The organism is Burkholderia sp. AU16482 (assembly GCF_002223285.1).
Classification (GTDB): Bacteria; Pseudomonadota; Gammaproteobacteria; order Burkholderiales; family Burkholderiaceae; genus Burkholderia; species Burkholderia semiarida.
Genome location: NZ_NKEY01000004.1, coordinates 770527 through 785264, shown reverse-complemented (window position 1 = coordinate 785264; position 14738 = coordinate 770527). Strand labels below are relative to the sequence as shown.

The following is a 14738-nucleotide window of genomic DNA, read 5'->3' as shown; positions in this document are numbered from 1 at the left end:
GTGGCGGCCGGAAATGCCGGCCCGCCGGCGCGCTTTTTAAGCGCGCGTTTCAGGGATCGCAGAATTTTAACAGGTGCTAATATGCCGCTCAGGCGGCCCGCGTCCGCGAGGCCGGACGCCGGTCTGCCGGCGTTCCCCAACCTCGCCGCGCAGGCACAACAAGATGAAAAGGGAATTGTCATGATTACGTTCAAGAGCAAGGCGGCACAGGATCTCGACGTGCTGAAGGATTTCGCCGTGTATGTGCTGGGTCTCGTCGGCAAGCAGCTGGGCGAGCGCGGCGTCATTACGCACGACGAACTGGACCACGCGATCGCCAAGCTGGAAGGCGCGGTCGCGCAGGCGAAGCAGGAGCGCGCCGAGCACGCCGGCCATTTCCACGAGGACGAAGCCGACCACGCGCACCACGAAGTGCCGCCGAGCCTGGCGCAGCGCGTCGCGCCGTTCCTGACGATGCTGCGCGAAGCGAAGGCTGGCCAAGCCGACGTGCACTGGGGCTTCTGAGCTTCCTTCTTCCTTGCCGGGCGGATCGAACGGTCGGCCAGACAGGAAAAAGCCCGCTTTCGAGCGGGCTTTTTATTTTGTCTGATGAAATGGCGACGGGGCAGAAGGCGGGCGCGACGAAATGGGGCGGCAGTGCGGGCCTGCCTTGACCGATAGGTGAAATTCCTTATAATTCAATGCAAGACTATGTGAAAGCGGGTGCGAAAACATAGCGCCGCCCGGGCAACCGGGTCCCACCTGGAGTGGGTATTTCGTCGAAAGACGGAAAGAGAATCCCGCATGCGACGGCTGCCGAAAGGCGGCCGTTGGTTTTTCTACGCCCGGATCTTGCGGCCTTCCAGGCTTGCGCGCAGCAACGTGCGCAACGCGACTTTCCGGGCTTCCCGCTGGCGTCGGGTGAGTCCGCCATCCAGCACGTAGGCCGACTGCACGCGCAGGATGAGCCGGCGTTTCCTGATCCGGTCCTTCGCCACCTCGAAGAACACGGCATACACGCGCTGCGTGCCGTCTGACGCGACCTCTTCCACCGTCACGAAATTGGGCTGCCGTTCATCCGCGACAACGATCCGCCGCGTCGCCAGCCCGACGATCATGCCGCGCAACAGCTGCCGTGACGCGCGATACCGGTCCGCGCAGAGCACACGTGTCTCGCGGCCGTCGTCGTAGATCTCGTCGTCTGGAATGGTGTCGCGGGTCCGCCCGTCCCATTTGAGGCTGCGTGTGAAGCAGTGACAGGAGAACAGGACCAGAACCGTCACGTCGAAGCCGGTTTCCAGATCGCAGGTGAACGTCAACGGGCGCAAGTGGCTCAGGTCCCAGCTTTCGCCGCGATAGCGGGTGGGCGGGAACGGGGTGGCGGCGTCGATCGGTGTTTCGGTGATCCTGATCTCGAAGGAAGGCATGGCTGGGCGAGTGTCGGGTCGAGAGATTGCAGCGTTGATCGACGAATATTGAGATTAGTTATCCTGAATAAGTGGTGGGGTAGACAACGCGCCCCGAGATCGGGGCGCGTAACGGTAAGTCGCGGCTGCGCGCCGCGGCTCGATTACAACTGCGGCGCGAGCGCGCGGCGTGCGTCGTCGAGCGACAGCGCCATGCGCCGTGCATAGTCCTCGAGTTGATCCTGCCCGATCTTACCGACCGAGAAGTAACGGCTGTCCGGATGCGCGAGGTAGAAGCCCGACACGCTCGCCGCCGGCAGCATCGCCAGCGAGTCGGTCACGCTCATGCCGATCTCGTCCGCGTGCAGCACGTCGAACATGTCGCGCTTCACGAGGTGGTCGGGGCAGGCCGGGTAGCCGGGCGCCGGGCGGATGCCCGCGTATTTCTCGGCGATCAGCGCGTCGTTGTCGAGCGTCTCGCCGCTCGCATAGCCCCACAGCTCGCGTCGCACGCGCGCGTGCATCGCTTCGGCGAACGCTTCCGCGAAGCGGTCGGCGAGCGCCTTGAGCATGATCGCGCTGTAGTCGTCGTGATCGGCTTCGAACTGCTTTTCCTTCACGTCGACGCCGAGGCCGGCCGTCACCGCGAACATCCCGATGTAGTCGGTGACGCCCGACTCTTTCGGCGCGATGAAATCGGCGAGCGAGCGGTTCGGCCGCATCACGCCGTCGACCACCGGGCGCACGCTCTGCTGGCGCAGGTTGCGCCACGTGAGCAGCACCTCGGAGCGCGACTCGTCGCTGTAGATCTCGATGTCGTCGTCGTTGACGGTGTTCGCCGGCAGCAGCGCGATCACGCCGTTCGCGGTCAGCCAGCGCCCCTGGATCAGGCGCGCGAGCATCGACTTGGCGTCGGAGAACACGCGCCGCGCCGATTCGCCGACGATCTCGTCATTCAAAATCGCCGGGTACGGGCCGGCGAGATCCCAGGTCTGGAAGAACGGGCCCCAGTCGATGTAGTTCGCGAGCTCGTTCAGGTCGTAGTTCCTGAACACGCGGCGGCCGATGAACTTCGGCTTCACCGGCTGGTAGCCGGCCCAGTCCACCTTGGTCTTGTTCGCGCGCGCCTCGGCGAGCGTGACCATCGGCTGCGCCTTGCGGTTCGCGTGCTGGTCGCGAATGCGTTCGTAGTCGGACTTCAGCTCGTCGAGATACTTCGCCGCGCCTTCGTCGGACAGCAGGTTCGACGCGACCGACACCGAGCGCGACGCATCGGGCACGTAGACGACCGGGCCTTCGTAGTGCGGCGCGATCTTCACGGCCGTGTGCACGCGCGACGTCGTCGCGCCGCCGATCAGCAGCGGAATCTTCTTCACGCGGAAGTAGTCGTCGCGCTGCATTTCGGACGCGACGTACGCCATTTCCTCGAGGCTCGGCGTGATGAGGCCCGACAGCCCGATGATGTCCGCGCCTTCGACCTTCGCCTTCGCGAGGATCTCGTTGCACGGGACCATCACGCCCATGTTGACCACTTCGAAGTTGTTGCACTGGAGCACGACCGACACGATGTTCTTGCCGATGTCGTGCACGTCGCCCTTCACGGTCGCGATCACGATCTTGCCCTTCGCGCGCACGTCGCCGCCCGCTTCCGCGAGCAGGCGCTTTTCTTCCTCGATGAACGGGATCAGGTGCGCGACCGCCTGCTTCATCACGCGCGCCGATTTCACCACCTGCGGCAGGAACATCTTGCCCTGGCCGAACAGGTCGCCGACGACGTTCATCCCGTCCATCAGCGGCCCTTCGATCACGTTGATCGGACGGCCGCCGGCCGCGGCGATCTTCGCGCGCGCTTCTTCGGTATCCTCGACGATGAAGGTCGTGATGCCGTGCACGAGCGCGTGCGCGAGGCGCTTCTCGACTGGCTGGTTGCGCCATTCGAGGTTCTCTTCCTTCTTCGCGGCGCCGGTCTTGAACTTGTCGGCGATCTCGAGCAGGCGATCGGTGGAATCCGCACGGCGGTTCAGGATCACGTCCTCGACGCGTTCGCGCAGCTCCGCGTCGAGATCGGCGTACACGCCGAGCTGGCCCGCGTTCACGATGCCCATGTCCATCCCGGCCTGGATCGCGTGATACAGGAACACGGTGTGGATCGCCTCGCGCACCGGGTCGTTGCCGCGGAACGAGAACGACACGTTCGACACGCCGCCGCTCACCTTCGCGTACGGCAGGTTCTGCTTGATCCAGCGCGTCGCCTCGATGAAGTCGACCGCGTAGTTGTTGTGCTCCTCGATGCCCGTCGCGACCGCGAAGATGTTCGGGTCGAAGATGATGTCCTCCGGCGGGAAGCCGACTTCGTTCACGAGGAAGTCGTACGAGCGCTTGCAGATCTCGGTCTTGCGCTCGTACGTATCGGCCTGGCCGGTCTCGTCGAACGCCATCACGACCGCGGCCGCGCCGTAGCGGCGGATCAGGTTCGCGTGGTGGCGGAACGCGTCCTCGCCTTCCTTCAGCGAGATCGAGTTCACGATCGCCTTGCCCTGCACGCACTTGAGGCCGGCTTCGATCACGTCCCACTTCGACGAGTCGATCATGATCGGCACGCGCGCGATGTCCGGCTCGGATGCGATCAGGTTCAGGAAGCGCACCATCGCCGCCTTCGAATCGAGCATCGCCTCGTCCATGTTGACGTCGATCACCTGCGCGCCGTTCTCGACCTGCTGGCGCGCGACGGCGAGCGCCTCGTCGAACTGGCCGTTGAGGATCATCCGTGCGAACGCCTTCGAGCCGGTGACGTTGGTGCGTTCGCCGACGTTGATGAAGAGCGTCCCGGGCGTGACGTTGAACGGCTCGAGGCCGGCAAGGCGCATCATGTGATCGGTCATGGCGGTGCGAATTTGGTGATGAAGGACGTGGGGCAGGCGGGTCAGGCGTTGTCGCTGTACTGGTTCGGCCAGCGGCGCGGCTTCACGTCGGCGAGCGCCTTCGCGATCTCGGCGATGTGCTCGGGCGTCGTGCCGCAGCAGCCGCCCGCGAGGTTCACGAGCCCGGCCTGCGCGAATTCCTTCAGCAGGCCCGACGTGACGTCCGGCGTTTCGTCGAAACCGGTGTCGCTCATCGGGTTCGGCAGGCCCGCGTTCGGGTAGCACGACACGTAGGTGTCGCACAGCTTCGCGAGCTCGGCGATGTATGGACGCATCAGCGCCGCGCCGAGCGCGCAGTTCAGGCCGAACGTGAGCGGCTTCGCGTGACGCAGCGAATTCCAGAACGCCTCGACGGTCTGGCCCGACAGGATCCGGCCCGACGCATCGGTGACGGTGCCCGAGATCATGATCGGCAGGCGCTCGCCGGTGTCCTCGAACAGCTCGTCGAGCGCGAACAGGGCGGCCTTCGCGTTCAGCGTGTCGAAGATCGTCTCGACGAGGAACAGGTCGACGCCGCCGTCGAGCAGCGCCTTCGCCTGCTGGTAGTACGCGGTGCGCAGCTCGTCGAACGTGACGTTGCGGGCGCCCGGATCGTTGACGTCCGGCGAGATGCTGGCCGTCTTCGGCGTCGGCCCGATCGCGCCCGCGACGAAGCGCGGCTTGTCCGGCGTCGCGTATTTCGCGGCCGATTCGCGTGCGAGCTTCGCCGATTCGACGTTCATCTCGACGACGAGATCTTCCATCCCGTAGTCGGCCTGCGCGACGGTCGTCGCGCCGAACGTGTTGGTTTCGACGATGTCGGCGCCGGCCGCGAAGTACTGGTCGTGGATCTCGCGGATGATCTGCGGCTGCGTGAGCGACAGCAGCTCGTTGTTGCCCTTGATGTCGCGCGGGAAATCCTTGAAGCGCTCGCCGCGATACGCGGCCTCGTCGAGCTTGTAGCGCTGGATCATCGTGCCCATCGCGCCGTCGAGGATCAGGATGCGCGATTTGAGCAGCGCGGGCAGGGCGGCGCCGCGCGTGTAGCGCGCGTCGAGCGGGACGGAAGCGGCGAGAGGAGTCGCAGACATGGGCGGAAGACCGGCGAAGACGGAAAACCGTCATTGTAGCCGGTGCGTCAAGCGGTCGCCGCCCTGGCCGCGCCGGCCGGGCGGCCGCCAAATGAAAGCCCCCGCCGGCGAGCCGGACGGGGGCAGGATCGGAGTGCACGCGGCGCCGCGTCGATGCGCGGCGAATGGCCCGGCCGCGTGGCGCGCCGGGCCGCGAGTCGTCAGTGCAGCACGACGGGCATCATCATCAGGCTGTCGAATTGTCCGAGGAATTCGTCGACCTCGTCGAGCGACGGTTCATCCTCGATCAACTGCTTCACGTGCGCGCGGAATCGTTCGGCAAGTTCGCCGTCGATGAAGATCTCGCGCTGCGCGTTCTTGTCGACGATTTCATATCCGCCGGCATTCATCAGGTGATGGCCGGCCTGCGGCGCAAATTCGACGACGCAGTAGTTGGGGCTGTTGTAGATCATTTGCATGGCGGCACTCCTCTTCGCAGTGGCATCTGGCCTTGTTGTCCCCTAGGTGGGGCAAGCCTTGCCGGTTTCAAGGGGCTTGCGCTGCACACCCCGTTCCTCCCGTTCGCGTGGGGTGTATCGGTTAGAAGCCGATGTCTATCAAACGTTTCTCATTGTGAGCCGGTGGACTGAAATAGTTGTTAAAGAGTGTCATCGGCCATTTCCGGGAAAACTGTAATCGGTCGAAATTGCCGATTCGTGCATGTTTTTTACTGTGTGACAACCGAGGAGGCCGGTGGTTGCACGGTTGCAGCGGGCGTGGACGGCGCCGCTTGCGCGGGCGGCGCGGCCGGCACATCGGGCGCCGGTGCGGCGTCGGGCGCGCTCGTTGCGCCGCCGGGCGGTGCTGCATCCGCAGGCACGTCCGGTGCGGCGAGGCGGCCGTGCCACAGCAGCTCGATCTGCGCGCCGTTCGGCTCGGTCTGCACGAGCCGCGCGGGCAGCCAGCCGAGCGACGGCGCGAGCCACATGTCGATGCGGCGCGTGTCGCCGTCGCGGCGCGGCAGGCGCATGAAGTGCCGCGCGGCGATGATGCCGGCCTGCGTCTGCACCTGCTCGTCGCCGATCACGGTGATCGGCCAGGTCTCGCCGCTGTTGTTGTCGATCACGAAGAACTGCTGCGTGACGCCCGGCTTGTACGCGGAAGGATTGCCGCGCACGAGCCCCGACAACTGCATCAGCATGCTGAAGCGGTCCTGCACGCCATCGGGCAGCGGCGCGTTGTTCGGCGTGCGCGTGAACACGACCTGCCGGATCTCGCGGTTGAAGATCGCGATGTCCTCCGGCCGCTTGCCCCGCTTCTCGACGTAACGGTCGGGCGCGACGCCGAATGCATCGATGCGGCCTTCGCTGCGATAGGCGAACGGGCCGACGAACGGCACGGGCATCGACACCGACAGGTCGTAGGTGTGCCCGTCGGTGCGCCAGCGGATCGTGCCGATCATGTTCTGCATGCCGTTGTAGAACGTGTCGTACTGCAGGTCGCCGGACGGCGGCGCGGCGAACTTCACGCCGCTCGCGGCAGGCCCCGGCGTCGCGGCGCTGGCGCCGGCGGCCGGCGCGGCGTGCGCGCCCGACGCGCCCGGTACGCCGCTCGCGGCGGACGCGGCGGCAGCGGGCGGTTCGCCGTGCTCGGCCGTCTGCGTCGACGTGAGGACCGGTTCGTCCGGCGGCGCGGGTTTCGGCGGGGCCGCCTTCGGCGCGGCGGGTGCGGCCGGACGTTCGACCGGCTTCGACTCTGGCGGCGCAGGCTGGCGTTCGATCGGCCGCGGTTTCAGCAGTTCGATCTGCACGGGGATGTCGGCGGGCGGCGGCGGCGTGAACGATTCGCGGTTGCGCATCAGCCAGAACCCCGCGAGCGCGTGCAGCACCAGCACGGCGACGAGCGCGACGCCCACGCGCAGCCAGCGGCGGGGCGGGGCGTAACTCGGGCGAAGGTCGGCAGGCTGCATGGGCATCGGAACGGGGTCGGGGCGCGTGCGTGACGTCGGGCGCGCGGCGCGCGCCACAGGAATCGGACCGCCGGATGCGCCGCGCGTTCGCGACGCGTGACGTGGGGTGAGCCGGAGGCGTCAGGCGTCGCGTGCGTCGGGACTATAGCCGAGTTCGTAAGACAGTTTCCGCGCGCACGCGCGCAGCGCCGTGTCGATCTCGCCGCCCCACGCGATGTCGAACGAGCCTTCCTGGCCGAGCGCGACGATCGCGAGCGCGAGTTCGCCGACCGCGTCGAACACCGGCATGCAGAACGCGTGGATCGTCGGCAGCAGCATCCCCTCGACGCGCGCGGCCTCGTGCCGGCGCACGTCGGCGAGCACGGCGTCGACTTCGTCGAGCGTGCGCGGGCCGCCGTGGTGCGGCGAGCGGCGCGTATCGGCGAGTTCGCGCTCGAGCATCGCGGCGGTCTTGCTGCGCGGCAGGTACGCGGCGAACAGCAGGCCCGTCGCGGAGCCGAGCAGCGGCATCACGTCGCCGAGCTTCAGCGACGCCTTCGCCGGATGGCTCGATTCCATCCAGTGCACGATCGTCGGCCCCTGGTTGCCCCATACCGCGATGCCGACCGTCTGGTCGAGGCGGTCGCGGAATTCGGTCAGCGCGATCCGCGCGAGCTTCACGCCGTCGACGCGCGCGAGCCGCGCGAGGCCCATCTGCAGCGCGAAGCCGCCGAGCTCGTAGCGGCCCGAGACGGGATCCTGCGACACGACGCCGAGCCGCGAGAAGCTGACCAGGTAGCGGTGCGCCTTCGCCGGGCTCATGCCCGCGCGCTGCGCGAGATCGCGCAGCATCATCGCGCGCGGCTCGCTCGTCAGCACGTCGAGCAGGCGGAAGCCGACCTCGATCGACTGGATGCCGGAACGGACCTTCTCGCCGTGTTCGCCGGACGCGGTGTCGTCGGTATCGGAGTCGGTGAGATCGTCGTCGGGAAGCGGGCTGGCGGGCATGGGCAACGGGTGCGCGAAAATGCGGCAGGAAACGGGGTGAAAACGGCGCGCGCGATCGGGGCGCGCCGCATGGATTCACCATCGTAAAATAGATTCCCTCCATCGTCACTACAACGGCAGATCCTCCCTATGAAACTTGCTTCGCTGAAGGACGGCACGCGCGACGGCCAGCTGATCGTCGTGTCGCGCGACCTGCACACCGCGGCGATCGCCGATGCGGTCGCGCCGACGTTGCAGCGCGTCCTCGACGACTGGGCGTTCTACGCGCCGCAACTGCGCGACCTGTACGACGCACTGAACCACGGCCGCGCGCGCAACGCGTTCGCGTTCGATCCGGCCAACTGCATGGCGCCGCTGCCGCGCGCGTTCCAGTGGGCCGACGGCTCCGCGTACGTGAACCACGTCGAGCTCGTGCGCCGCGCGCGCGGCGCGGAGATGCCGCCCGAGTTCTGGACCGATCCGCTGATGTATCAGGGCGGCAGCGACGATTTCCTGGGGCCGCGCGACGACGTCGTGTGCCCGTCCGAGGAATGGGGCATCGATTTCGAGGCCGAAGTCGCGGTGATCACCGGCGACGTGCCGATGAGCGCGTCGCCCGACGCCGCGCTGAAGGCCGTGCGGCTCGTCACGCTCGCGAACGACGTGTCGCTGCGCAACCTGATTCCGGCCGAACTCGCGAAGGGCTTCGGCTTCTTCCAGAGCAAGCCCGCCACCGCGTTCGCGCCGGTCGCCGTCACGCCGGACGAGCTCGGCGACGAATGGCGCGAGGGCCGCGTGCACCGCCCGATGATCGTCCACTGGAACGGCAAGAAGGTGGGGCAGCCCGATGCGGGCACCGACATGGTGTTCCACTTCGGCCAGCTGATCGCGCACGCGGCGAAGACGCGCAACCTGCGTGCCGGCTCGATCGTCGGCTCCGGTACGGTATCGAACAAGGATGCGAAGCGCGGCTACTGCTGCATCGCCGAGAAGCGCTGCCTCGAGACGATCGAGCACGGCGCGCCGCAGACCGAATTCATGCGTTACGGCGATACCGTGCGCATCGAGATGTTCGATGCGGCCGGCAAGTCGATCTTCGGCGCGATCGAGCAGTCGGTTTCCCCACCCGACGGCGCGGCATAGGCAACGCGGCGGCGGCACCCGGCCTCGGCCCGCGCGCCGGGTTTCGCCCGATGTTTGACCGCGCGGGCTTGGCTACACTCGATTCAAGCGTTCGAGCGCCTCGAACAAGGAGCAGCAGATGGCCGATCTCGCCGCGTACGGCGGTTACGAAGCACTGAAGGTGACGCGCCGCGATCATGGCGTGCTCGATATCGTGATGAGCGGCGACGGGGCGAACCGCAGCGGCCTCGCGACCGCGAACGCGCGCATGCATCGCGAGCTCGCCGACATCTGGCGCGACGTCGATCGCGATCCCGACACGCGCGTCGCCGTGATCCGCGGCGAAGGCAAGGGTTTTTCGGCGGGCGGCGATCTCGCGCTCGTCGAGGACATGGCGAACGATTTCGACGTGCGCGCCCGCGTGTGGCGCGAGGCGCGCGACCTCGTCTACAACGTGATCAATTGCAGCAAGCCGATCGTGTCGGCGATGCATGGCCCGGCCGTCGGCGCGGGGCTCGTCGCCGGGCTGCTCGCCGACATCTCGATCGCCGCGAAGGATGCGCGCATCATCGACGGCCACACGCGGCTCGGCGTCGCGGCCGGCGACCACGCGGCGATCGTGTGGCCGCTGCTGTGCGGGATGGCGAAGGCGAAGTACTACCTGATGCTGTGCGAGCCCGTGAGCGGCGAGGAGGCCGAACGGATCGGGCTGGTCTCGCTCGCGGTCGAGCCCGCCGACCTGCTGCCGAAGGCGTACGACGTGGCCGAACGGCTCGCGCACGGTTCGCAGTCGGCGATCCGCTGGACCAAGTACGCGCTGAACAACTGGCTGCGCACGGCCGGGCCGACCTTCGATACGTCGCTCGCGCTCGAATTCATGGGCTTTTCGGGGCCCGACGTGCAGGAAGGCATCCGCTCGCTGCGCGAGCGGCGCCCGCCCGCGTTTCCCGGCGACGCGCCGTTCTGACGCGCGCGCTATGATCGAATCATGGGCGGCCGCGCGACGCACGGCCGCCTCGCTCCCCCAGTCAACCAGGATGCCCGTATGACGACCGATGCCTCCGGCGCCAACCCTTTCGCCGGCTTTGCCGGGTTCCAGCCCGCCGACATGATGGACCGGATGTGGGACATGATCCGGATGTCGCCGTTCGGCGGGATGGCGCCGTTTCCGGGCGCCGCGCACGGGCTGCCGCCGTCGCTGTCGAGCATGTCCGACATGATGTCGCCGCTCACGAGCGTCGAGGAGCTCGACAAGCGGATCACCGATCTGCGCGCGGTCGAGCAGTGGCTGAAGCTCAATCTCGGGATGCTGCAGTCCGCGATCCAGGCGCTCGAGGTGCAGCGCGCGACGCTCGCGACGCTGCGCGCGTTCGGCGCGTTCGCGCAGAGCTCGATGTCGGCGGCCGAGGACGCGGCGGTCGCCGCCGCGCAGGCCGCGAAAACCTCGGCGGGCGAGGCCGCGCCCGCACCGGATGCAGCGGCTCCGGCGGCGGATGCGCCGGAAGGCGACCCCGCGCAGCAGCCGTTCGATCCGGCCGGCTGGTGGAACCTGCTGCAGACGCAATTCAACCAACTCGCGAGCCTCGCGATGGCGCAGCCGGGCATGCAGCCTGCGGCGCCGGGCGCCGCGTCGCCCGAGCCCGCCGCCGCGCCGGAACCCGTCGCGAAGCCCGCCGCGGCCGCGCCGCGCAAGCCCGCGGCCAAGCGCGCCGCGAAGCCGTCCGGTTCGGCCGCGGCGCGCGCGGCGGCCGCTTCGTCGCCCGAAACGCGTCCGCCGAAGCGCTCGACGTGATGCGGCGCAGGTAGCAGGTCGATCATGCGACTCGCGCTCGTTCTGATGGGAGGCGGCGCGCGCGCCGCATACCAGGTCGGCGTGCTGAAGGCGCTGGCCGAGATCGCGCGCGAGGCCGATCCGCAGCGGCACACGGTGCCGTTCACGGTCGTGTGCGGTTCGTCGGCCGGCGCGATCAACGCGACGTCGATCGCGAGCCACGCGGACGACTTTTCCCATGGCGTGCGGCGCCTGCTCGAATTCTGGGAGCCGTTGCGCGCCGATTACGTGTATCGCACCGACTGGCTCGGCATCGCGGGCGCCGGCGCGCGCTGGCTCGCGACGATGACGTTCGGCTGGGCGGCCCGCCGCTCGCCGCGCGGGCTGCTCGACAACACGCCGCTCGCGCACCTGCTGCAGCGCGAGCTGAGCTTCCACCGGATCGAGCAGATGCTCGAGGCGCGCCTGCTGCACGCGCTCGCGGTCACCGCGCTCAGCTATTCGAGTGGCCGGCACCTCACGTTCTACCAGGCAGCCGAGCCGATCCAGGCGTGGCGGCGCGCGCAGCGCACCGCGCGGCTCGTCGATCTGTCGGCGTCGCACCTGCTCGCGTCGTCGGCCATTCCGTTCGTGTTTCCCGCCGTGCCGCTCGTGCTCGACGGACAGGTCGAGTACTTCGGCGACGGCTCGATCCGGCAGATCGCGCCGCTGTCGCCGGCGATCCACTTCGGCGCGGACCGGATCGTCGTCGTGGGCGCTGCCGACCCGCGGCCCGAGATTCCGGCCGCGAACGGCGCGGGCCGGGCGCGTGGCTACCCGACGCCCGCGCAGATCGGCCAGCAGGTGCTCGCGAGCGTGTTCCTCGACTCGATCGGCTCGGACATCGAACGGATCGAGCACATCAACCGGATGATCGAGCACTTGCCGCACCAGGTCGAGATCGACAGCGGCTGGCGGCACGTCGACGTGCTCGCGATCGCGCCGTCCGAGCGCATCGAGCTGATTGCCGCGAAGCACCTGAAGCAGATGCCGGCGACGATGCGCGGGCTGCTCGGCGCGATCGGCGGCAGCCAGCCGGCCGGCGCGTCGTTCGCCAGCTACCTGCTGTTCGAGGAAGCCTTCACGCGCGAGCTGATCGAGCTCGGCTACCGCGACGGCCGCGCGCAGCGCGAGACGCTCGCCGGCTGGATCGCGCAGGCGGACGGCAGCAGCGCGCCGGCGGCCGGCACGCCGCCCGAAGACGGCCTCGCGACCGACGAAATACGGGTCTGACACGCGCAGGCGCAATGCAAGGTTGCGTTTTCGCGACGGCCGGCCGCGACCGATCGCCGCATCCCGGTTGGCGGCGCGCGATCGGGCCGGCGTCTCGGAAGCGTCATGCACGCGTGCTATCATGGCCGCCGCCGTATACACCATATCGAGCAGCCCGCCGATCCGGCATCCGCACGGGACCTTTCGGGGAACCCGCCTGGGGCAGGGGACGGGCGCGCCAACGAGCCGGCCAGCGCCGGCCCCCCACTCAGGCAAGCGCGGCCGGCTCCGTCCGAACGGAGCGGGTTGCGGCATGCCCAACGGCGGCGACGCGGCCGCCCGGCAGCCGGACGAGGAATCAGCGTCCGGCGGGCCGGTTTCCCGCGTAAAATTAGAGTCTTGGCTGCAAAAAGCGCGCGTGGCGCGCTTGCGCGGCAACAGTCACGTTTAGAGAAGTCGCATTGCGCAGAACAGGGGTGGGACCATCATGAACACCATGCTTTATCCGGAACTTTACAGGTCGCTCGAAGCTGTCCGCTGGGACATGGAGAAGGACATTCCGTGGGACAAGTTCGACGCTTCGCTGCTCACCGACGAGCAGGCGAAGACGATCAAGATGAACGCGATCACCGAATGGTCGGCGCTGCCCGCGACGGAAATGTTCCTGCGCGACAACCAGCACGACAGCGACTTTTCCGCGTTCATGAGCGTGTGGTTCTTCGAGGAGCAGAAGCATTCGCTCGTGCTGATGGAATACCTGCGCCGCTTCAAGCCGGAGCTGGTGCCGACCGAGGAGGAACTGCACGCGGTGCGTTTCCAGTTCGATCCTGCGCCGCCGCTCGAGACGCTGATGCTGCACTTCTGCGGCGAGATCCGTTTGAACCACTGGTACCGCTGCGCGGCCGACTGGCACACCGAGCCCGTCATCAAGCAGATCTACGAAACGATTTCGCGCGACGAGGCGCGTCATGGCGGCGCGTACCTGCGCTACATGAAGAAGGCGCTGAACAACTGCGGCGACGTCGCACGTGCGGCCTTCGCGAAGATCGGCGTGCTGATGGCGTCGGCGCGCCGCACCGAGAAGCCGCTGCACCCGACCAACCTGCACGTGAACCAGGCGCTGTTCCCGCGCGACACCGTGCAATCGCGCCTGCCGGATCCGGAATGGCTCGAGCGCTGGCTCGACGAGCAGATCCGCTTCGACGGCGAGTGGGAGAAGAAGGTGGTCGAGCGGATCCTGCACAACCTGTCGATCCTGTTCGAGCGCACGTTCGCCACCGCGCAGGAGCTGAACCGCTACCGCAAGGAAGTCACCAGCCGCCTGCAGGCCGAAAGCGGCCCGTCGTCGGCCGCGCAGCCGGCCTGAGGCCGGCAGGTGCCGGCGCCGGCGCGCGTCGTGCCCGATTCGCGCCCGGCTCGCGGCCGGTGTCGCGTGTGTTGCGTGAAGCCCGCCCGGCCGGTCCGGCGGGCTTTTTATCTGGCGCTGCCGTCGCGCGCGCCGTGGTTCAACCCGTCCTGTCGCCATCATGTCCGCCACCTTCGAACGCAAGCTGATCACCCGTGACGCCCTCGTCGCGCTGCGTGCGTCGCTGCCGTCGCCCGTCGTGTTCACCAACGGCGTGTTCGACATCCTGCATCGCGGTCACGTCACGTATCTCGCCGATGCGAAAGCGCTCGGCGCGTGCCTGATCGTCGGCGTGAACAGCGATGCGTCGGTGCGCATGCTCGGCAAGGGCGACGACCGGCCGATCAACCGCGAAGAGGATCGCGCGGCATTGCTCGCGGCGCTGGAAAGCGTCGACTGGGTCGTGACGTTCGGGGAAAAGACGCCCGTGTCGCTGATCGAGGCCGTCCGTCCGGACATCCTCGTGAAGGGCGGCGATTACGACATGGACGCGCTGCCGGAATCGGCGCTCGTGCGCGGCTGGGGCGGCCGGGCGCTGGCGATTCCGTTCGAGCACGATCGCTCGACCACCGCGTTGCTGAAGAAGGTGCGCGCGCAACAGTCCTGAGCGCGGCGCGGCGCCGTCACGGGGCCGATGCCGCGAGCGGCGCGGTCGTGACGGCCGGCGCCGCGATCGGGCCGCCGACCACGGGCTGGTCGGTCGCGCGCATGAGCGGTGTCACGCGCAATGCGTCGGGCCGCACCTGCCGCGACAGCACGCCGGGTTCGCGCGGGCCGGCCGCCGGCAGCGGCCCGAACACGCCGCGCGCCACCACGAACGCGAGCATGTTGGCGAGAAAGAGAACAGCGATCAGCCAGCGCAGCATCGTCGAAACTCCTTGTCGTCATTGACGTGGTTC

General features: G+C 68.1%; 14 protein-coding genes. 7 read left to right on the top strand and 7 right to left on the bottom strand.

Annotated features, from left to right (window positions below):
• Positions 1 to 180: 180 nt before the first annotated feature.
• Positions 181 to 504: a DUF1840 domain-containing protein gene (locus CFB35_RS15325; protein WP_006489103.1), complete on the top strand. Its 324-nt coding sequence runs from the start codon at positions 181 to 183 to the stop codon at positions 502 to 504.
• Positions 505 to 818: 314 nt separating this feature from the next.
• Here the strand turns inward: CFB35_RS15325 and CFB35_RS15320 are convergent, their stop codons facing one another.
• The 6 genes from CFB35_RS15320 to CFB35_RS15290 all read right to left on the bottom strand — a co-directional run bounded on the left by CFB35_RS15320 (position 819) and on the right by CFB35_RS15290 (position 8311).
• Positions 819 to 1406 carry a hypothetical protein gene (locus tag CFB35_RS15320; RefSeq protein ID WP_089465185.1) on the bottom strand — a complete coding sequence of 196 codons (588 nt, stop codon included), beginning with the start codon at positions 1404 to 1406 and terminating at the stop codon, positions 819 to 821.
• Between the two features lie 143 nt (positions 1407 to 1549).
• The gene (gene metH, locus CFB35_RS15315) at positions 1550 to 4267 is read right to left on the bottom strand and encodes a methionine synthase (protein WP_179231745.1); all 2718 of its coding nucleotides are present in this window, start codon (positions 4265 to 4267) and stop codon (positions 1550 to 1552) included.
• Between the two features lie 41 nt (positions 4268 to 4308).
• Positions 4309 to 5376, bottom strand: coding sequence for a homocysteine S-methyltransferase family protein (locus CFB35_RS15310; RefSeq protein WP_089465184.1), 1068 nt, complete (start codon positions 5374 to 5376; stop codon positions 4309 to 4311).
• Positions 5377 to 5576: 200 nt separating this feature from the next.
• Positions 5577 to 5834, bottom strand: coding sequence for a DUF3567 domain-containing protein (locus tag CFB35_RS15305; protein ID WP_006477667.1), 258 nt, complete (start codon positions 5832 to 5834; stop codon positions 5577 to 5579).
• Between the two features lie 248 nt (positions 5835 to 6082).
• Positions 6083 to 7330, bottom strand: a complete 1248-nt coding sequence (locus CFB35_RS15295) for a DUF3108 domain-containing protein (RefSeq protein WP_089465299.1) — start codon at positions 7328 to 7330, stop codon at positions 6083 to 6085.
• A gap of 114 nt (positions 7331 to 7444) precedes the next feature.
• On the bottom strand, positions 7445 to 8311 hold the full coding sequence (locus CFB35_RS15290) for an IclR family transcriptional regulator (RefSeq protein ID WP_059585384.1): 867 nt from the start codon (positions 8309 to 8311) through the stop codon (positions 7445 to 7447).
• 129 nt (positions 8312 to 8440) lie between these two features.
• Between CFB35_RS15290 and CFB35_RS15285 the strand changes: the two genes are divergently transcribed.
• The 6 genes from CFB35_RS15285 (at position 8441) to rfaE2 (ending at position 14446) form a co-directional block, all read left to right on the top strand.
• Positions 8441 to 9433: a fumarylacetoacetate hydrolase family protein gene (locus tag CFB35_RS15285; RefSeq protein ID WP_059585383.1), complete on the top strand. Its 993-nt coding sequence runs from the start codon at positions 8441 to 8443 to the stop codon at positions 9431 to 9433.
• 118 nt (positions 9434 to 9551) lie between these two features.
• A complete protein-coding gene (locus CFB35_RS15280; RefSeq protein WP_059585382.1) occupies positions 9552 to 10379 on the top strand; it encodes an enoyl-CoA hydratase/isomerase family protein in 828 nt (275 codons plus the stop codon).
• Positions 10380 to 10457: 78 nt separating this feature from the next.
• Complete coding sequence (locus CFB35_RS15275; protein ID WP_059585381.1) at positions 10458 to 11204, top strand: PhaM family polyhydroxyalkanoate granule multifunctional regulatory protein; 747 nt, start codon at positions 10458 to 10460, stop codon at positions 11202 to 11204.
• 24 nt (positions 11205 to 11228) lie between these two features.
• Positions 11229 to 12455 carry a patatin-like phospholipase family protein gene (locus CFB35_RS15270; RefSeq protein WP_059585380.1) on the top strand — a complete coding sequence of 409 codons (1227 nt, stop codon included), beginning with the start codon at positions 11229 to 11231 and terminating at the stop codon, positions 12453 to 12455.
• Between the two features lie 466 nt (positions 12456 to 12921).
• Entirely contained in the window at positions 12922 to 13800 is an 879-nt protein-coding gene (locus CFB35_RS15260; RefSeq protein WP_060966598.1) for a ferritin, read from the top strand.
• Positions 13801 to 13960: 160 nt separating this feature from the next.
• Positions 13961 to 14446, top strand: a complete 486-nt coding sequence (rfaE2, locus tag CFB35_RS15255) for a D-glycero-beta-D-manno-heptose 1-phosphate adenylyltransferase (RefSeq protein ID WP_012329309.1) — start codon at positions 13961 to 13963, stop codon at positions 14444 to 14446.
• 16 nt (positions 14447 to 14462) lie between these two features.
• On the opposite strand, the gene CFB35_RS15250 is transcribed toward rfaE2, so the two are convergent.
• On the bottom strand, positions 14463 to 14705 hold the full coding sequence (locus tag CFB35_RS15250; protein WP_059575981.1) for a hypothetical protein: 243 nt from the start codon (positions 14703 to 14705) through the stop codon (positions 14463 to 14465).
• Positions 14706 to 14738: the final 33 nt, after the last annotated feature.